The sequence below is a fragment of the Aldersonia kunmingensis genome, assembly GCF_001646865.1.
Taxonomy (GTDB): domain Bacteria; phylum Actinomycetota; class Actinomycetes; order Mycobacteriales; family Mycobacteriaceae; genus Aldersonia; species Aldersonia kunmingensis.
In genome coordinates this window covers 1-17,523 of the sequence record NZ_LRRB01000179.1, presented here as the reverse complement: position 1 = coordinate 17,523, position 17,523 = coordinate 1, and the positions used below count along the sequence as shown (strand labels likewise).

At 67.0% G+C, this 17,523-nt stretch carries 17 protein-coding genes; 5 read left to right on the top strand and 12 right to left on the bottom strand.

Annotation, left to right across the window (positions count from 1 at the left end; genetic code table 11):
* Positions 1-39: 39 nt before the first annotated feature.
* From A8G08_RS13360 to A8G08_RS13350, 3 genes are read right to left on the bottom strand one after another with little or no spacing between them, the layout of a single operon-like run.
* Positions 40-210 carry a DUF2613 domain-containing protein gene (locus A8G08_RS13360; protein WP_084436184.1) on the bottom strand — a complete coding sequence of 57 codons (171 nt, stop codon included), beginning with the start codon at positions 208-210 and terminating at the stop codon, positions 40-42.
* 34 nt (positions 211-244) lie between these two features.
* A complete protein-coding gene (locus A8G08_RS13355) occupies positions 245-1,336 on the bottom strand; it encodes an isochorismate synthase (RefSeq protein ID WP_068274605.1) in 1,092 nt (363 codons plus the stop codon).
* 18 nt (positions 1,337-1,354) lie between these two features.
* Positions 1,355-1,843, bottom strand: a complete 489-nt coding sequence (locus A8G08_RS13350; RefSeq protein ID WP_068274602.1) for a universal stress protein — start codon at positions 1,841-1,843, stop codon at positions 1,355-1,357.
* Between the two features lie 72 nt (positions 1,844-1,915).
* On the opposite strand from A8G08_RS13350, the gene A8G08_RS13345 reads away from it, so the two are divergent.
* Both A8G08_RS13345 and A8G08_RS13340 read left to right on the top strand, forming a co-directional pair.
* The gene (locus A8G08_RS13345; RefSeq protein ID WP_068274599.1) at positions 1,916-3,082 is read left to right on the top strand and encodes a glycoside hydrolase family 3 N-terminal domain-containing protein; all 1,167 of its coding nucleotides are present in this window, start codon (positions 1,916-1,918) and stop codon (positions 3,080-3,082) included.
* A 90-nt stretch (positions 3,083-3,172) separates the two neighbouring features.
* Positions 3,173-3,784, top strand: coding sequence for a TetR/AcrR family transcriptional regulator (locus A8G08_RS13340; RefSeq protein WP_068274596.1), 612 nt, complete (start codon positions 3,173-3,175; stop codon positions 3,782-3,784).
* Between the two features lie 93 nt (positions 3,785-3,877).
* On the opposite strand, the gene A8G08_RS13335 is transcribed toward A8G08_RS13340, so the two are convergent.
* Together A8G08_RS13335 and A8G08_RS13330 are read right to left on the bottom strand one after the other, a co-directional pair.
* On the bottom strand, positions 3,878-4,744 hold the full coding sequence (locus A8G08_RS13335) for a MaoC family dehydratase (protein ID WP_068274593.1): 867 nt from the start codon (positions 4,742-4,744) through the stop codon (positions 3,878-3,880).
* A complete protein-coding gene (locus tag A8G08_RS13330; protein WP_068274590.1) occupies positions 4,744-6,087 on the bottom strand; it encodes a 3-oxoacyl-ACP reductase in 1,344 nt (447 codons plus the stop codon). The genes A8G08_RS13335 and A8G08_RS13330 overlap by 1 nt, the downstream gene beginning before the upstream one ends.
* 118 nt (positions 6,088-6,205) lie before the next feature.
* On the opposite strand from A8G08_RS13330, the gene A8G08_RS13325 reads away from it, so the two are divergent.
* Together A8G08_RS13325 and A8G08_RS13320 are read left to right on the top strand one after the other, a co-directional pair.
* On the top strand, positions 6,206-7,540 hold the full coding sequence (locus tag A8G08_RS13325) for an acetyl-CoA C-acetyltransferase (protein ID WP_068274587.1): 1,335 nt from the start codon (positions 6,206-6,208) through the stop codon (positions 7,538-7,540).
* A gap of 116 nt (positions 7,541-7,656) precedes the next feature.
* Positions 7,657-8,652: an aldo/keto reductase gene (locus tag A8G08_RS13320; protein ID WP_068274585.1), complete on the top strand. Its 996-nt coding sequence runs from the start codon at positions 7,657-7,659 to the stop codon at positions 8,650-8,652.
* A 126-nt stretch (positions 8,653-8,778) separates the two neighbouring features.
* Here A8G08_RS13320 and A8G08_RS13315 read toward each other — a convergent pair whose 3' ends face one another.
* The gene (locus A8G08_RS13315) at positions 8,779-9,225 is read right to left on the bottom strand and encodes a hypothetical protein (protein ID WP_068274582.1); all 447 of its coding nucleotides are present in this window, start codon (positions 9,223-9,225) and stop codon (positions 8,779-8,781) included.
* A 370-nt stretch (positions 9,226-9,595) separates the two neighbouring features.
* On the opposite strand from A8G08_RS13315, the gene A8G08_RS13310 reads away from it, so the two are divergent.
* Entirely contained in the window at positions 9,596-10,114 is a 519-nt protein-coding gene (locus tag A8G08_RS13310) for a hypothetical protein (protein ID WP_157108557.1), read from the top strand.
* Positions 10,115-10,228: 114 nt separating this feature from the next.
* Here the strand turns inward: A8G08_RS13310 and gnd are convergent, their stop codons facing one another.
* From gnd to A8G08_RS13280, 6 genes are all read right to left on the bottom strand, one after another.
* The gene (gene gnd / locus A8G08_RS13305; RefSeq protein ID WP_068274575.1) at positions 10,229-11,251 is read right to left on the bottom strand and encodes a phosphogluconate dehydrogenase (NAD(+)-dependent, decarboxylating); all 1,023 of its coding nucleotides are present in this window, start codon (positions 11,249-11,251) and stop codon (positions 10,229-10,231) included.
* A 165-nt stretch (positions 11,252-11,416) separates the two neighbouring features.
* Positions 11,417-12,205, bottom strand: coding sequence for a thioesterase family protein (locus tag A8G08_RS13300; RefSeq protein ID WP_068274572.1), 789 nt, complete (start codon positions 12,203-12,205; stop codon positions 11,417-11,419).
* A 22-nt stretch (positions 12,206-12,227) separates the two neighbouring features.
* Positions 12,228-13,820 carry a long-chain-fatty-acid--CoA ligase gene (locus tag A8G08_RS13295; RefSeq protein WP_245672813.1) on the bottom strand — a complete coding sequence of 531 codons (1,593 nt, stop codon included), beginning with the start codon at positions 13,818-13,820 and terminating at the stop codon, positions 12,228-12,230.
* Positions 13,821-13,855: 35 nt separating this feature from the next.
* The gene (locus A8G08_RS13290) at positions 13,856-14,536 is read right to left on the bottom strand and encodes a TetR/AcrR family transcriptional regulator (protein ID WP_068274565.1); all 681 of its coding nucleotides are present in this window, start codon (positions 14,534-14,536) and stop codon (positions 13,856-13,858) included.
* Positions 14,536-16,812 (bottom strand): MMPL family transporter, encoded by a 2,277-nt coding sequence (locus A8G08_RS13285; protein ID WP_068274560.1) that lies wholly within the window; start codon positions 16,810-16,812, stop codon positions 14,536-14,538. Before A8G08_RS13285 ends, A8G08_RS13290 begins: the two co-directional genes overlap by 1 nt.
* A gap of 215 nt (positions 16,813-17,027) precedes the next feature.
* A complete protein-coding gene (locus tag A8G08_RS13280; RefSeq protein WP_068274558.1) occupies positions 17,028-17,321 on the bottom strand; it encodes a hypothetical protein in 294 nt (97 codons plus the stop codon).
* Between the last annotated feature and the right edge of the window lie 202 nt (positions 17,322-17,523).

The window sequence follows — 17,523 nt, the reverse complement described above, 5'->3', positions numbered from 1 at the left end:
GACCCGTGCCCGTGACGAGCAGAGTCACGACCGGTGGAATCAGCGGCTGCCGTACTCAACCTGGTTGAGCAGCGACGAGCCTGCGTTCCCGCTGCGATCGACGTCGGGGCGGGAGTTCTGCTCCGCCGCGGCCGTCACTCCGAGCACGACGCCGACACCGAGGACGGCACCGACAAGGGCGCTGACCAGTCCGGGGACCAGAAAGTTCATCGAGAGCACTCCTTCGAGATGCGATACGTCCGGGTCAAGGTATCACCAGCGCCTCGGCACCCAGTGCACCGAGCAGCGTCCGGAGTTTCGATGTCGTCTCATCGAGTTCGGATTGAGGGTCCGAACCAGCCACAATCCCGCCTCCGGCCCAGGCGGTAGCGGACAACCCGTCACCGGCCAACTGGGCGCAACGAATCGCGACTATCCAGTCGCCGTCGCCATGTTCGTCGCACCAGCCGACCGTCCCGCCGTAGAACTCGCGATCCTCCTCGAGTTCGACAATCGTGGCCAGTGCCGCTGGTGTCGGCGTCCCGCACACCGCCGGTGTGGGGTGCAGCAGCAGCGCGAGATCGAGCGAGGTCGTCGCCGGGTCGCGCAGCACACCGTGGATCGGGGTAACCAGGTGCCAAACCTCCGGCGTGCCAACGAGTTCGGGGTCCTTGGGTACGGTCAGCTCGTCGCACGCCGTCGCGAGGCGTTCACGAATCCAGTCGATGACGAAGGCGTGCTCGGCAAGGTTCTTCGCCGAACCGAGTAGCTCTTGGGCGATGGCTTTGTCGGTTGCCGGATCGGCGTGCCGCGGCGCGGTCCCTGCCATCGGTCGCAGCGAGACCTGCGGGCCGCGGCGGGAGATGAGCACTTCGGGGCTCGCGCCGACCAGGGTCGCTCTGCGGCCGAGCGCGGATGTCACATCGACCGCGAAACCGTTCGCTGACGGATGCCGCGTCACCATATGGGCGAGCAGCAGTTCGGGGTCGATCGCCGCATCCGCTACGAGCTGCACCGAGCGGGCGGCGACCACCTTGCGCAGCTCGGTGGCTTCGAGCAGCTCGAGCAGTTTGCGCACCCGGGCAATGTGTTCGGCGCGGCTCGGTGTCTCGTGCACTACGCGGGCCGTAGGCAGGGACGGCGGTGCATCGGTGACGAGCGGGCCGCTGCGGTGGATCCAGGTCTCCGGGACGAAAAGAGCGGCCGGGCGAGTGGGATCGAACGGCAGTGCGCCTACCAGTCGAGGTGCGGTGCCTGCGCGAAATGCCGCCGCCGCGGCCTGCGCGTCGGCGAAGAGTTCGGTGGTGCCGCTCGCGCGCAGCACCGAGCCCGCACGAGCGAGGAGGAATCCGTCCATCTCGACCGACGATAACCGTCAGCGGGATTGCGGGGCTTTCTCTGTGACAGGCGGCACCAGGAACACCGGACGATGGCAGTGCTTGATCACTGCGTCGGCAACGCTGCTGTGCAGCAGCGCACGGATCCCGGTGGACCCTCGGGTGCCTGCGACGATCACGTCCACATCGAGTTCGTCGGCGGCATCGACGATGGTGTTCCAGATCGTGCTCGAGCATTCGGCGGTGCGGGGTTCCGCATTCAGGCCGGCAGCCTTGGCGAGCTGCAGACCTTCCTCGTTGATGTTGCGGGCATCGGTATAGGCGATGTCGTCGATGTCCTCGTCGGGGACCCAATCGGGTTGCATAACACCGGAGAGACCGGACATCCGTGCGGCCTGCCGCACCATCGGCTCCCACGCGGTCAGCACGACCGCCCGGTTCGCGGCGAGGAAGCGGCCCGCGTACTCGATGGCCCGCTTCGCGTGATCGGATCCGTCATAGGCAATGAGCATGACGTCGCAGGGCATAGCCAACCTCCCGGGCTCGGCCGCCTCTTCGGGTGCCACGAGCGTACCCCCGGACGGGTAGCGTCGTCGGCTATGCGATGGGTGGGTGTCGGAGTACTCGTAGCGGTGGCAACGGTGGCAACAGCGTGTTCGGGATCGACGTCGGAAATCGTCTCGACGACAGCCTCGTCGGAACCCGCGGCCGCGCCGTCCACCAGCACGGAATCGACCTCGGTCACGCCCGTGGCGCTGAGTTGCGAGCAGGCGTTCCTCGCGAAGCTGAACCCCCGGCAGAAGCTCGGGCAGCTGCTCACGGTCGGCGTGACCGGTACCGCCGACGCGGTGAACGTGGTGCGCGAAAGCCAGGTCGGCGGCATCTTCATCGGCGGCTGGACCGACCAGTCGCTGCTCACAGCGGGCGGTGTCGCCCAGGTGCAGGGCGCGGCGAACGTGCCCGTCATGGTCACCATCGATGAGGAAGGCGGCCGCGTCTCGCGCGTCGCGAACCTGATCGGCGTGGCGCCGTCCGCGCGCGAGGCCGCGGCCACGATGACGCCCGAGCAGGTCTACGGCCTGACGCTCGAGCGCGCCAAGGCCATGAAGGGACTCGGCATCACCGTCGACTTCGCGCCCGACGTGGATGTGAGCAGTCAGCCGGACGACTCGGTGATCGGCGACCGGTCCTACTCCAATGATCCGGACACCGTGACGCAGTACGGCGACGCGGTGATCCGCGGCCTGAATGATGGCGGCCTCGGCGCGGTCATCAAGCACTTTCCCGGTCACGGCTCCGGGTCGGGCGATTCGCACACCGGCGCGGTCTCCACGCCGCCGCTGTCGGAACTGCAGGCCACCGACCTGGTGCCGTTCCGCAGCCTGGTGACCTCCGGGGCGGCCGTGATGGTGGGCCATCTGGACGTGCCCGGCCTGACCGCGCCCGGTATCCCGGCCAGCATCAGCCCGGCCGCGATGAACCTCCTGCGCACCGGCACCGGGTACGGCGCTGCGCCTTTCGACGGGGTGATCTTCACCGACGATCTGGGCGGCATGGCCGCAATTACCAGCAGGCTTTCCATTCCGCAGGCGGTCGAGGCGGCGCTGGTCGCGGGTGCCGACGACGCGCTCTGGATCACCACCACCGAGGTGCCTGCGGTGCTGGATCAGCTCGAGCGTGCGGTCGCCGAAGGCAGGCTGCCGGCCGATCGGGTGGATGCGTCGGTGCTGCGCGTCGCGCGGTACAAGGGTGCGTTGTCGTGTTGACGTCTCATTGCGTGTGATACCGATTCTCCGAACGAAGAAATTTGAACTTACTCAAGAGTAAGATTTCGGTACCCGCAATTTGGAGGACGCATGGCTGGTGGAACGAAACGGTTGCCACGTGCCGTGCGCGAGCAACAGATGCTCGATGCTGCGGTAGTTGTATTCTCGCGCAACGGTTTCCATGACGCATCGATGGACGCGATTGCGGCTGAGGCGGAAATCTCAAAGCCGATGCTCTACCTGTACTACGGCTCCAAGGACGAACTCTTCGCCGCCTGCATCAGCCGCGAGGGCGTGCGATTCCTCGAGGCGATCACGCCGGCAGGCGATCCGAAACTGGCTCCACGTGAGCAGCTACGCATGGCACTGGTGTCGTTCCTGAACTTCGTCGACGAGCATCGGGATTCGTGGCAGGTGCTGTACCGGCAGGCGATCGCGCAGCAGAAGTTCGTCGCGCAGGTCGCCGGAGCCCGCGAGCGAATGATCGAGATGACCGCCAAGCTCCTCGAATCGAGCACGAAGAATCCCGAAGTCGGCTCGAACTTCACCATCATGGCCGTAGCCCTGATCGGCGCGGGCGAGGCCGTGGCGGACCGGCTGGTCGAGGGCGAGATCAGCGCCGAGGAGGCCGCAGACCTCCTGGAGAACCTGGCCTGGCGTGGCCTCGCGGGCAAGAAGAAGGAATCTGCCGGCGCGGAGTGAGAGTTCCACATGGCCCCCGCCTTGCGCCGAGCACGAACAAATGGCCCCCGAATCAGGCGATTCCGGGGCCATTTGCTCGTGATCACGGAGGAACTAGGTCAGCGTTGCTGTCAGGTGCGGGTAGCCCTTTTTCGGGTGCTTGAGCGACAGATCCCAGCCGTCAGCGGAGCGGTCCGCGTAGGCGTTCACCGTCGAGGGCAGCATCACCGGCTTGCCGAACTTCACCTGGTAGGTGGCCGAGTCCGGGATCCGGCCCTCGACGAGCCCCAGCACCGCGGCCGCGCTCCACATGCCGTGCGCGATCGGCCTGGGGAACCCGAAGGCCTTGGCGCCCAACGTGGAAATGTGGATCGGGTTCCGGTCGCCGGACACCGCGGCGTACTTGCCGATCGTCTTCTGATCGACCCGCATCGTGCGCGTCGGGGGCGGCGGCACCTCGTCCGGCTTAGGCTCGGGCTTCGGACCGCCCGACAGCGACGTCTTCTGCTGGTGCAGGAACGTCGTCACCTGCCGCCACACCAGTTCGCGCCCGACGCTGACCTCGCTGACCGCGTCGACCAGCAGGCCCTTCGGGTGCTCACGCAGGTTCTCCACGTGCGCAGCGATATCGAGCGGCTCGGTCACCGAGATCGGTCGGTGCTGGGTGATGAGGTTCTCCGCGTGCACCGCGCCGACCGCCGCGAACGGGAAGTCCCGCGCGACGACGAGCCGCATGACGGCGGGGAAGGTCAGCGTGAACGGGTACGTGATCGGCAGGGCGTCACCGAAGCGCAGCCCGCACGTCCGCGCGTAGGCGGCGAGGTTGTCGGGATCCACGCGGATGTCCGAAATCTCCACGCGGCGGTCCGGAATGGTCTCGCTACGGCTGGACAGCCCCGGCACGGGCACCGCGCCGAGCACGGCACGCAGATAGAGGTCGCGGGTACGGGGAGTGCCCTCGAGTTCGAGAACCTCGGTCATCAGGCCCCCAGCAGACTTTGGCCGCACACCCGCAGCACCTGGCCGGTGACCGCATTCGAGGCCGGGCTCGCGAAGTAGGCGACGGTCTCGGCGACATCCACGGTCTGGCCGCCCTGCAGCAGCGAGCTCATCCGGCGGCCGACCTCGCGGGTGGCGAACGGGATGGCCGCCGTCATCGCGGTCTCGATGAAGCCGGGCGCCACCGCATTCACGGTGATCTGCTTGTCGGCGTACGCCGCGGAGCTGGCCTGTACGAGCCCGATGACACCGGCCTTCGAGGCGCCGTAGTTGGTCTGGCCACGGTTGCCGGCGATGCCCGCGATCGAGGACACGTCGATCACGCGGCCACCGTCCTTGAGCGCGCCCTTGGCGACGAGCGCCTCGACAATCTTCTGCGGCGCAATGAGATTGACGTTCATCACCGCGTTCCAGCGCGCATCGTCCATGTTGGCGAGAAGCTTGTCGCGGGTGATGCCGGCGTTGTTGACGATGATGTCCGCGCCGCTGTGCCGCTCGAGCAGGTGCGCGGCGAGCTTGTCGGCGGCGTCGGGCGCGGTCACGTCGAGCGCGAGCGCAGTGCCACCGACCTTGTTGGCCGTCTCCGACAGTGCATCACCGGCGGCAGGGATGTCGGCGCAGATCACGTGCGCGCCATCGCGAGAGAGCACCTCAGCGATGGTCGCGCCGATGCCGCGCGCAGCGCCGGTGACAACCGCGACCTTGCCGTCGAGCGGGCGATCCCAGTTGGCTGGGGCGGTGGAATCCCCGGCGCCGACCCGGATGACCTGCCCGGAGACGAATGCGGACTTGGCGGAAAGGAGGAACCGCAGAGTGGATTCGACGCCGGAGGCGGCTGTCGTCGCGTTCGGCGAGACGTAGACCAGCTGCGCGGTGGCGCCGTGCTTGAGTTCCTTGCCGACACTGCGGGTGAAGCCCTCGAGTGCGCGCTGCGCGATATGCGCGTCCACGCTGCCGGTTTCCTCCGGCGTGGTGCCGAGCACCACGAGCCGGGCGCAGCTGGCGAGGTTGCGCATCGCAGGCTGGAAGAACTCGAACAGCGCGGAAAGCTCCTCGGCGCTGGACAGTGCTGTCGCGTCGAACACCAGCGCGCCGAACTTGGCGTCATTGGTGTCGGCGAACGTGTAGTCCGCGAGCAGTTCCCGGATCGGCTCGACGAGCCTGCCGTTGCCGCCGAGCAGCACCGGGCCCGCCAGCGCGGGCTCGCCGGGCTGGTATCGGCGCAGGTCCTCGGGCTGCGGCAGGCCGGCCTTGTTCGCAATGAACGCGCCGGCCGCGGTGTTCAGGAATGACGCGTAGACGTCCGAAGCTCCCTTGCTGGCCACTTTCCTACCTTCTCGGGTTGTGTGGGTATGGAGGATCGCCCGCCCCCCGGGGGCGAGTTCGACAATCAACTTACTCTGGAGTAAGTTCTCTGTCGAGCAGTCCACCTGAGCTAGGGAGATGCGCGTGACCAGCACAGCGACCAGCACCAAGTCAGCCGACTCGAGGGGTGTCGGCCGACAGTTGCGCCCAGTGGCAGTACTTGGCGGTAACCGGATCCCATTCGCCCGGTCCGACAAGGCCTACGCGCACGCTTCCAACCAGGACATGTTCACCGCCGCGCTCGATGGCCTGGTCAGTCGCTTCAACCTGCAGGGTGAGCGGTTGGGTCAGGTTGTCGGGGGTGCGGTTCTCAAGCACAGCCGCGATTTCAACCTCATGCGCGAGTGTGTCCTCGGTAGCGCGCTGAGCCCGTACACGCCGGCCTACGACCTGCAGCAGGCGTGCGGCACCGGCCTGCAGTCGATCATCGCCGTTGGCGACGCGATCGCGGCGGGCCGCATCGACGCGGGTATCGGCGGCGGCGTGGACACCACGTCCGATGCACCGATCGGCGTCAACAACGAGATGCGCGAGTTCCTGCTTTCGCTCAACCGCGCCAAGACCACGGGCGCACGGGTGAAGCTGCTCGGCAATGTCCGGCCCGGGATGATCGGCCTGGAGATTCCGCGCAATGGTGAGCCCCGCACCGGGCTGTCGATGGGTGACCACGCGGCAATCACCGCCAAGGAGTTCGGCGTTCGCCGCGAGGATCAGGACGAACTCGCCGTCGCCAGCCACCGCAATATGGCTGCAGCGTACGACCGCGGCTTCTTCGACGATCTGATCACGCCGTTCCTCGGCCTGACCCGCGACGACAACCTGCGTCCGGATTCGTCGTACGAGAAGCTGTCCACGCTGAAGCCGGTGTTCGGCACCAAGCTCGGCGACGCGACCATGACCGCCGGCAACTCGACGCCCCTCACCGACGGCGCGTCCGCCGCACTGCTCTCGACCGACGAATGGGCGGCCGAGCGCAAGCTTCCGGTGCTGGCACACCTGGTGGACTCGGAGACCGCGGCGGTGGACTACGTGCACGGCGCGGACGGCCTGCTCATGGCGCCGACGTACGCAGTGCCGCGGCTGCTCGCGCGCAACGGTCTTACATTGCAGGACTTCGACTTCTACGAGATCCACGAGGCGTTCGCCTCCGTGGTGCTCGCGACCCTGCAGGCATGGGAGAGCGACGAATACTGCAAGGAGCGCCTCGGCCTCGACGGCGCGCTCGGCAGCATCGACCGCAGCAAGCTCAACGTCAACGGCTCCTCGCTCGCGGCCGGGCACCCGTTTGCCGCAACCGGCGCGCGGATCGTCGCGTCGACCGCGAAGATGTTGGCGGAGAAGGGCTCCGGCCGCGCGCTGATCTCGATCTGCGCCGCCGGTGGCCAAGGCGTCACTGCGATCCTCGAGCGCTGATTCGTAGGCGCGGAGCCTGCGGAGCGCCCGTCTGCCCCGCCGACGGGCGCACGGCCTGCGATCACGGTGATCGCAAGACGTGCGCCCTTCGTGCATGCGAGGGCAGGATTGCAGGCATGACTGTCCCGACCACTGCACTCGCCCCCGATCTCGTCGTCAGCGCCCAGGGGTACGGCGCGATGTCGGTCGCGCCCGCCTACGGGCCCGCCGACCCGGCCGAGGCCCTCGCGACGCTGCACCATTCGATCGATATCGGCGTCACCTTCATCGACACCGCCAACGTGTACGGCGAGGGCTCGAGCGAGTTCGCCGTCGGCGAGGTGCTGCGCACCCGGCGCGATGAGGTGCAACTGGCCACCAAGTTCGGCCTCGTCGGCAATATCGCAGCGGGGCAGCGCGGGATCGACGGCCGCCCCGAGCACGTCGCCGGGTTCCTGGACGCCTCCCTGGAGCGGCTCGGTGTCGACCACGTCGACCTGTACTACCTGCACCGAGTGGACCCGAACGTTCCGATCGAGGAGACCGTCGCAGCCATCGCCGAGCAGGTGACCGCAGGCAAGGTGCGGCACATCGGGCTCTCCGAGGCCACCGGCGACGAACTGCGGCGCGCGCACGCGGTCCACCCGATCGCTGCGATCCAGAGCGAATGGAGCGTGTGGAGCCGCGACGTCGAGCGCTTCGTCGTCCCGACCGCCGCGGAACTCGGCATCGGATTCGTGCCGTACTCGCCCGTCGGTCGAGGGTTCCTCACCGGCACGTTCGACCCGAGCCAGATCGGCGAAAACGATCTGCGCCGCCGGTTCCCCCGCTTCGCACCCGATGCACTGCCGGGCAATGCGAAGGTGCTGGCGGTGATCGAGGATATTGCCGCCGAGACAGAAGGGACGCCGGCGCAGGTCGCGCTCGCCTGGCTCTACGCCAAGGGCCGGGAGTTCTCGCTGCCGGTCGTTCCCATCCCCGGCACTCGGTACGCGGCACGGGTCACCGAGAACGCGGGCGGGGTGAACCTCGACCTGACCGCGGACCAGGTGGGCCGTCTCGACGAACTCGCGTCGATCACGGTCGGTGCACGGACGGCAGATCCGACGTGGGTCTCGCTCGGCCGAGAGTGACGCGGGGGCAGTCGCTCCAAACCTGAGCAAAGCTTGTTCCCGCGGGCGAAACGCGCTCGTGGGAACCAAGTACACCGCGCCAATTCTCTGGTGGCGCAGCGTGTGTGTCCCGCGATGCAGGATCAGTCAGGACACGGCCTGTTTCACCAGCGCGCGCAGCCTCTTCTCCACCGCGTCCGTCACGGCGACGACGGCGAACGACGTCGGCCACATGTCGCCGTCGTCGAGGTTGGCGTGCTCGTCGAAGTTGACGGTCGGATACCTCGTGTCGAACTTGGATTTGGGCTGCATGAACATGACGACCTTGCCGTCGGCGTTCGCGTAGGAGGGGAACCCGTACATAGTCTTCGGTCGCAGATCTGGTGCCTCCTCGGCGACGAGCCGGTGGAAAGTCGTTGCGACCTCGCTGTCGATTCCCTCGAGCGCGTCGATCGCGTCGATGCACGCCTCGAGTTCGCGGGCCTGTTTCGCCGCACCCTTGAGGCCCTTGGTCGTACGCAACTCCTCGGCGCGCTGCTTCATCGCGGCCTTCTCGTCGGCGGAGAAACCCGTTCCGTCACTGGTGGCGTTCATGGTTGTCACGCTACGTCGCGCCGGACGTCGAAAGCTTCTCGATTCCTGATCGGTTTGTGGGGCAGAAGTGGCGGGGAGAGCGAGTAGCGTCAACCGGGCCGACGATGCCGCAGAACCCGGCGTATGCCGGTGTCACTTCGTGTTTCACGCCCGATGACCTCTGGCTGCAACCGAATTGGCTACGGTGCTGCGCGAATCGGCCTACGACAACACCCGCCACGGGGCGCGGGCCGGCGACGTTCGTTCTCGTAGTTCTTCGGCATTGCTCGGAACCTCCGCGCGGCAGACGCGATGAAACTAGCCTCGAACATCAGGGGTAATAACCGACCTGATTGAGGTGCGCACGATGCGTCGGAAATTCTTCGTTCGATTGACAGCAACACTGGCCGCGACCACCGCGATCGCGTTCGCGGCCCCGGCGATCGGCACTGCCGCTCCGCAACCGCTGGTTCCGCCCGCTGTTCCGCTCGTCGGTATCGCGGACGGCATGGGTTACTCGGTAAAGGTCGCCGGGAACGCGGTGACCTACACCGCGACGAACGTGCCGCCCAGCGGATACATCCCCGTCGTCAACCTGCCGATTCCAGGTGCGTGCTCGACTGGGGTGATCGATGCAATCAAGGCCGCGCCGATCCTCGCACCGCCGCTGATAAGCCTGATTCTGAGCGGCAAAGTCCCCATGGCGCAACTCGCCCTCATGCTCAAGAATCTCAACGACTCGGGAGCGGTGGTCGCGGGCGAGCTGGTGCGGTGGGCGGACGCGGCGAACGTTGCGACCCATACGTTCAACAACATCCCGAATGGAATCTATGTAGTTATGACGCTGTGCAACGTGACGGGCGAAAAGCCCGCCTACGGCATGACCGGCGCCTTCGTTCTCAGCCGGTGATGAGGTTGGGTTTTAGCGAGGACGGCGGCTCGTCGATCAGCCCACGATAGGCACGTCCGTACGAGCAAGTTCCCGGGGGCGAAACATCGCCCCCGGAAACAGCTTTGCCTACGACTACTTCGGTTTGGGCAATTCGTGGTGCCCGCCGAAGGCCATCCGCATCGCGGAGAGCACCTTGTCGGCGTAGAGCGCATTGCCGCGCGAAGAGAAGCGCTGATACAGCGCGGTCGATAGCACCGGCACCGGAACGCCCTCGTCCAGCGCCGCGTCCACCGTCCAGCGGCCCTCACCGGAGTCGGAGACCCGTCCGCCCATCTGCTCGAGGGTGGGATCGGCGTACAGCGAGGCCGCGGTGAGATCGAGTAGCCAGGACGCGACCACCGAGCCGCGCCGCCACACCTCGGTGACCTCGGGGATGTCGATGTCGTACTGGTAGAGCTCCGGCTGTTCCAGCGGGGTCTCTTCCGCCGAGTACTCACCCGTCGACCGGGCGCCGATATCGGCCTGGTTGAGGATGTTCAGGCCCTCGGCCAGGGCGGCCATCGCGCCGTACTCGATGCCGTTGTGCACCATCTTCACGAAGTGCCCTGCGCCGGCTGGGCCGCAGTGCAGATAGCCCTGTTCGGCAGGCGACGGCTCGCCCTCACGCCCGGGGGTTCGCGGTGCGGACTCGACGCCGGGAGCGATCGATTTCAGCAGCGGCTCGATGTGGTGCACGGGTTCGGTCTCCCCGCCGACCATGAGGCAGAAGCCGCGCTCGAGGCCGAAGATGCCGCCCGATGTGCCGATGTCGATGTAGTGCAAGCCTTTCGGGGACAGCGCCTTCGCGCGCTTGATGTCCTCGTGGTAGCGGCTGTTGCCACCGTCAATGACGATGTCGCCGGGCTCGAGGAGTTCGGCTAGTTGCTCGATGACCTTGGTCGTGATGCCGGCGGGGATCATTACCCACGCGACCCTCGGCTTTTCGAGTGCAGCGACGAAATCCGGCAATGTCGTTGTGCCGGTCGCGCCGATGGCTTCGAGTTCCTTCACGGCGTCGGGATTGGTGTCGTAGACGACCGCCGAGTGGCCGTCCTCGAGGATTCGCCGGATTATATTTGCGCCCATCCGGCCCAGGCCAACCATCCCTAGTTGCATGGCAGTCACCCTGTCGAGTCTGTACCCCAGACGATGGCCCAGCAACCGATTCGAAAATAGTTTTGCTCGGTATGTAACGCCGATCGCGTCCGCGCCGACAACGAGAATGGTTTCGTGTTGCCGCCAGACCCCCGACCCGGCGGCAATACGAAACCGCCTTTTGTCTCAGCGGCGGCCGAGCAGCAACGTCTGCGTCGCGCGCCCCACCGGCCCGATTTCGTCGTACATCGCGGTCTCTGTAAGCCCTATCCCATGCGGCTGCGGCGACGTCACCGCATCCAGGCATACCCACTCGCCCTCTGGCATCCGATGCAGCGACACCGTGAGATCCGTGTTGATGAACAGGTATTCGCGCCAGTCCAGCGTCGAACTCACGCCATTGCCCGAATCGGCCGCGGCCACAGCACGCTCGAGCGGACTCGGCGTCGTATCGGCCACGATCGGATAGCGCAGCCGGATCCAGCACGTCGCGGGACCCGGCTCGAGAAATGTTCCGCTAACGAACCTGTAGTCGATGCCGGTGTGGAAGCCCACGGGCTGCAGCGAGGGGAACGGCGACTCGACGCCCTCTGCCGGTCCGGGCACCGCGCCGCTGGGCAGCATCGCCTCTGGGATGTCGAGCGGCGGGTCGGATCGGCGGAAACGCCAGGCATTCGCACGCAGCACCGGACCCTTTGCGGTGCGTACCTCGGCCTCGATCAGCTCCACGCTGCGGCCAGGCCGTGCGACGCGGGCGGTGACGGTGAGCGGCTCCAGTGGCACCGGGCCGAGGATCTCGACTGCGACCCGGCCGACCTGGAAGCCCTCTCGCGGCTCGCAACGCTCGATCACGTGCGCGATCAGCGCAGATGGTGGCCCGGCGTGTTGTGCGTCGGGGGACCACGGACCCCTGGTCAGGTCGGTCGATTCGTAGCGGTCCGGATGTGCGGGATCGCGGACGTAGAACGACTCCATGAACGCAGGCTAGTCCGGGGCCTCAGCCACGAACGAGCACCCGCAGGTCCGTCTTGCGCACCTTGCCGCTCGCATTTCTGGGCAGCTCGGTGAGCACAGTCAGCTTCCGTGGGCATTTGAAACCGGCCAGCCGGTCCCGGCACCACTGCTCGATCTCGTCGGCGGTCGGCGGATCGGCGGCGTGGATCGGCACCACGATCGCGTGCGGCACCTCGCCCCAGCGCTCGTCCGGCACCCCGACGATGGCCACCTCGGACACCTTGGGATGCCCGGCCACGATGTCCTCCACCTCGGCGCAGTACACGTTCTCCCCGCCGGAGATGATCATGTCCTTGAGCCGGTCCACGACGTAGAGGTAACCGTCGTCGTCCTGACGCACCAGGTCGCCGGAATGGAACCAGCCACCCGCAAAGGCTTTGGCGGTCTCCTCCGGGTTGTTCCAGTAGCCGGTCATCACTGATGGGCCGCGGTAGACGATTTCGCCGACCTCGCCGGGCGGAACGTCGTTCATGTCCAGGTCTACGACCCGTACCTCGACGTTGAGCAGGGGCGTGCCAATCGAGCCGATTTTTCGGGCCGCGTCCTCGCCGCGCAGCACGCAGGTGATTGGGCTGCATTCGGTCTGGCCGAAGGAGGTGCTCAGCTGCGCCTGGGGGAACGCTTCGAGCAGCTTGCGCAGCAGGGTGGTCGATGCCGGCGCCGCGCCCCACGCGATCATCTTCAGTGCAGACAGGTCGCGGTCGGCGATATCGGGCACCGAGCAGATTGCCTGCCACTGCGACGGGACCAGGAAACACGACGAGATTCGTTCCCGGGCAAGCAGATCCAGCATCTGTTCAGGGTCGAACGCACCCGACTTGGTCACCACAGCACGACCGCCGGTGAGAAACGCGGGAAGGATCGCGGACATCGCGGCGATATGGAACAGCGGGGTGCCTACGAGCCACGTACGGCATTCGGTGGGCAGGCCCACGTGTGCGATCCGGCTCGTCGTCTGCACGTACAGGTTGTAGTGCGACAGCACCGCGCCCTTGGGCCGCCCGGTCGTGCCGGAGGTGTACATGATGAACGCGGGAGCGCGCTCGTCCACGGCTACCGCGATCGGGTCCGCAGAGGACGTGGCAAGTGCCGTCTCGTACGCGTCGAACCCGGTCGGCGCGGTTGCTGCAGGGCCACCGATGACCAGCCCAGCCAGCACCGCGGGTGCCTCCGTGACGGCTTCGAGTGCGACATCGAGGAGCCCGGCGTCGACCACGAGCACCCGAGCGCCACAGTTGCCGAGCATGTAGCCGACCTCGGCAGCGACCGAACGGAAGTTCAGCGGGGAGCAGATGGCACCGAGGCGCGCGCAGGCGAGGAAGGTCTCGATTGGTTCGAGGCCGTTGAGCGCCAGCACTGCCACCCGGTCCCCGTTGTTGACGCCGCGGTCGCGCAGGGCGTGCGCGAGCCGGTTCACCCGGCCGTCGAGTTCGAGGTAGGTGAGCTGTGCGCCTTCGTGCCGCAGCGCAACCGCATCCGGGATGCTGCGAGCGTGCCGGGCAACCTGGTCGCTCATCGTCATGCCGCTGCCGGGCGCCAGCGAGCCGCCCATGTCATGCCTGGTGTCGTGACTCACACGTACTTTCTACGCGGCCTGTCCAGAGGGCCCGTTCACTTGGTCACCCGGCGCTGCTCGACCAGCCAGCCCATCAGGTCGTCGGGGTCGGCGTCGTCGCCGAGCAGATCGCCGAGGATGCGGCCGGCGCACACCGACTTCAGCACCCGATCCGCGGCCACTTCGGGATCGCCCCAGGGCAGGTACGGCTTGGCGATCAGCAGGGAGGCGATGCCGTGCGCGGCCGCCCACATTTCCATGGCCACCGGCAGGGGATCCTGTTCGGCGAAGAGACCGGCAGCGATGCACTCGGTGACGGTGTCGAGGAAATGCGAGAAGGCCGCACTGCCGAGCACCTGGTCCACCTCGCCGACGCCCTCGCCGCATTCCATGGTCGCCAGGCGGTAGTGCTCGGGGTGCTCGCGGGCGAACCGAACGTAGGCCAGGCCCTGGGCGCGGAGCCGATGCAGCGGACCGACTTCGTCGATGACGGCCGCCTGCATGACCGCATCGAGATCGGAAATCACGTCCGCGACCGCGGCGTCGATCAGCGCGTCCTTATCGGCGAAGTGGCGGTAGATCGACGGCGCGGTCACCCCGACCAGGTCGCTGACCGCGCGGATCGACACGTCGTGCGCGTCGCCGGTGCGGGCCAGTAAATCCTTTGTCGCGTCCAGGATCTCGCCGCGGAGACGACTGCCCGACCCGCGCGGCGCCCGTTGACGTGCAGTGCTCATCAGGAGGTTCCTTGGCCCACTGGCACACGCTCGTCGGCCACGGGCTGCTCGTCCTCGGGTGCGTCGTGCTCGCGCAGGCCGAAGCGCTCGTGCAGCCGTGCCAGCGGCTTCGGTGCCCACCAGTTCGCCCGGCCCATGAGGTGCATCATCGCCGGCGCGAGGCAGCCGCGGATGAGAGTCGCATCGACGAGGACGGTGATGCCGAGGCCGAGCCCGAACATCTTCATGAAGGAGACCTGCGCGGTGATCATGGCGATGAAGACGATAGCCATCAACACCGCTGCGGCAGTGAAGATTCGGCCGGTCCGCGCGATGCCCATTGCGATGGCATGCGTGTTGTCCTCTGTGGTTCGGCCGGAGTGCAGCCACTCCTCCCGGATTCGGGACAGCAGGAACACCTCGTAGTCCATCGACATGCCGAAGGCCAGGCAGAACATCAGCAGCGGCATGGTCGGCGATAGGTAACCGGTGGGGGTGAAGCCGAGCGGGTCGGAGAAGTGGCCCTCCTGGAAGATCCAGACCATCGCGCCGAACGCCGCCGACAACGACAGCGTGTTGAGCAGGACCGCCTTGATGGGCAGGACAACGCTGCCGGTGAACAGGAACAGCACGATGAGTGTCGATGCCACGATCAGGCCAAGTGCGAGCGGCAGCCTGCTGCCGAGCGCGCTGAGCGAATCATGGTTGGCCGCAGCGGGTCCGGTGAACAGCACCTCGCCCGGTGCCGGGACGGCGCGCGCCGCCTCGAGCTGGCTTGCGGCGGCTTTGCCGAACGGGTCCGAGTCGCTGACGATCCGTAGGTAGGTCCCGGACTCGTTCGCCATTTCCGGCAGTGGGGACGCGACTCGCGCCCCTGCCATGTACGTGCCTGCACTCGATGTGACCGCGGAGATTCCGGGCACCTCGGACAGTTCAGCGGCATAGTCGGCGAGCGGCCCGGACCCGGCGGAATAGCCGGGCAGCACCGCGATGGTGGCGCCGCCGGTGTTCAAATCGAAGTTCTGCCGCAGCGAATCGCCGACCGCGCGGCTTTCCGAGACCGCCGCGGGAACGACCCGCTCATCGGGGTAGCTGAACTTGGCGCCGAGGAAGGGCGCACCGAGGAACAGCAGGAAGACGATTGCCGCGATGGCGACCGGCGCCGCACGCCGCATCACCGCGTTGACGCCGACGTACCAACGGCTCTCCTCCGGCGGCACCTCCCGGCGCGGTTGCAGCCGGAACAGGCGGCGCAGCGGCTCACGGAGGTCGAGCGAGTTCACGCGGTGGCCGAGCGCCATCAGCGCGGCCGGGACCACAACGAGCGCGGCGACCGCGGCCGCAGCGACGACCGCGAGGCCCGAGTAGGCGAACGACTTCAGGAAGTAGATGGGGAAGACCATCAGCGCCGACATCGACAGCGCGACAACGAGAGCGGAGTACAGCACGGTCCGCCCCGCGGTCTGGACAGTCCGGACCACGGCGGGCCCGACATCGCGGCCCGCGGCGAGTTCCTCGCGGAACCTGCTGACCATGAACAGGCTGTAGTCGATCGCGAGCGCGAGGCCGAGCGCGGTCGTCATGTTCAGCGCGAACACCGAGACGTCGGTGATCAGCGTGAACAGGCGCAGGATCGCGAGGGTGGTGAGGATGGCGAAGATCCCGATTACCAGTGGCAGCAGGGAGGCGATCAGGCTGCCGAAGACGAGGATCAGCACGATCGCCGAAATCGGGATCGCGATGGCCTCGGCAATCGCGAGGTCCTTGGCGACCTGATCGTTGATCTCGTGGTAGGCCATCGTCATGCCGCCCGCGCGGACCGTGATGCCGTCGGTGGTACCGGTCAGGTCCTCGGACAGTTCGGTCGCCCGCGCGGGTGCGGTGGTGTCGTCGCCGTCGACGTGCGCCGTGATCAGGGCGGTGTGCGCGGTGCGACTGCGGAACGCGCTGGCCAAGTCGGACGGTGAGGTCCAGTACGACTGCACCGACGCGGGGTCGACGTACTCGGCGGACTTCAGGGTGTCGACGATGTGCGCACCCGCCGCCTCAGCAGCCGGGCTGTCCACGCCGTCAGGTGCATCGACCAGGAAGACCAGGTTGGGTTCCGCGCCGCCGAAGTTGTCGACGAGCATCTCGCTCGCGCGCGCCGACTCGGCGTCCTCGGTGCCGTAACCGCCTGCCTTCATGTGGCTGATCGCACTGAAGCCGAACAGTCCGCTTGCCACGGCGATCAACAACGCGGCGACCAGCACGGCGCGCGGCCGCCCGATCACGAAATAGGCAATGCGATCCAGCATCGCAGGTCCCCCTGACCATCAGTTAGTGGCGTTATCGTAACGCCGTTAACCCAACCGTGAAACCACCTACCTCGGCCGGGTCTGGCGTGCCTGGACTGACGGTACAAAGCGAGGTACAGGTGGCGCGTCCTGCCGGGGGCGGCATTCGATCTCCTACCGAGGGTGGAGTCGGCGACCGGCCAGGGGATGAGATAAGTGAGGAGGAATTCTCTCAGCTACGTGAGATCGGGCGGCGACATGAACAGATCGTTCAGTGCCGTGTCCCCGCCGCCGCGGGAGAAGTCGCGGTCCGCGGCGGCCTCGATGGCAGCCAGTTCCTTGAACGGCACGCCGACCTGCCGGGCCATCTGCATCAACTCGAACGAGCCGATTTCCTCGCTCGAGCGATTTCCCTCACGCTCACGCATCACCGCAGCGTGATACGCCCGAGCGAACCGAATCATTTGGTAGGCATCGAACAATGCAGGAGCCTTGGCCGGACGTGGATCGGGTTGGGCGGCCGTCGCCATCGCGCCATCACTCCTTCCCTGTCAGTCGCTCATCGGGGCAAGCGGATTCGAACATTACCGCCGCGAGGAAACGCGCGCCTACCTGGGCCGAATGTGCCGAATCATTCAGTGCGGCAAGCCATTGAGTAGCTCCACCGCCAGGTCGTGCGCGAGGTCCAACTCCCCGTCGTCGCCGAGCAGCCGCGCCCGCACGACTCCAGCG

Excerpts from the sequence above, each read along its gene's own strand:
- A8G08_RS13360 (WP_084436184.1), bottom strand. The coding sequence starts at position 210 with ATGAACTTTCTGGTCCCCGGACTGGTCAGCGCCCTTGTCGGTGCCGTC.
- A8G08_RS13355 (WP_068274605.1), bottom strand. The coding sequence starts at position 1,336 with ATGGACGGATTCCTCCTCGCTCGTGCGGGCTCGGTGCTGCGCGCGAGC.
- A8G08_RS13350 (WP_068274602.1), bottom strand. The coding sequence starts at position 1,843 with ATGCCCTGCGACGTCATGCTCATTGCCTATGACGGATCCGATCACGCG.
- A8G08_RS13345 (WP_068274599.1), top strand. The coding sequence starts at position 1,916 with ATGCGATGGGTGGGTGTCGGAGTACTCGTAGCGGTGGCAACGGTGGCA.
- A8G08_RS13340 (WP_068274596.1), top strand. The coding sequence starts at position 3,173 with ATGGCTGGTGGAACGAAACGGTTGCCACGTGCCGTGCGCGAGCAACAG.
- A8G08_RS13335 (WP_068274593.1), bottom strand. The coding sequence starts at position 4,744 with ATGACCGAGGTTCTCGAACTCGAGGGCACTCCCCGTACCCGCGACCTC.
- A8G08_RS13325 (WP_068274587.1), top strand. The coding sequence starts at position 6,206 with ATGCGCGTGACCAGCACAGCGACCAGCACCAAGTCAGCCGACTCGAGG.
- A8G08_RS13320 (WP_068274585.1), top strand. The coding sequence starts at position 7,657 with ATGACTGTCCCGACCACTGCACTCGCCCCCGATCTCGTCGTCAGCGCC.
- A8G08_RS13315 (WP_068274582.1), bottom strand. The coding sequence starts at position 9,225 with ATGAACGCCACCAGTGACGGAACGGGTTTCTCCGCCGACGAGAAGGCC.
- gnd (WP_068274575.1), bottom strand. The coding sequence starts at position 11,251 with ATGCAACTAGGGATGGTTGGCCTGGGCCGGATGGGCGCAAATATAATC.
- A8G08_RS13300 (WP_068274572.1), bottom strand. The coding sequence starts at position 12,205 with ATGGAGTCGTTCTACGTCCGCGATCCCGCACATCCGGACCGCTACGAA.
- A8G08_RS13290 (WP_068274565.1), bottom strand. The coding sequence starts at position 14,536 with ATGAGCACTGCACGTCAACGGGCGCCGCGCGGGTCGGGCAGTCGTCTC.
- A8G08_RS13285 (WP_068274560.1), bottom strand. The coding sequence starts at position 16,812 with ATGCTGGATCGCATTGCCTATTTCGTGATCGGGCGGCCGCGCGCCGTG.
- A8G08_RS13280 (WP_068274558.1), bottom strand. The coding sequence starts at position 17,321 with ATGGCGACGGCCGCCCAACCCGATCCACGTCCGGCCAAGGCTCCTGCA.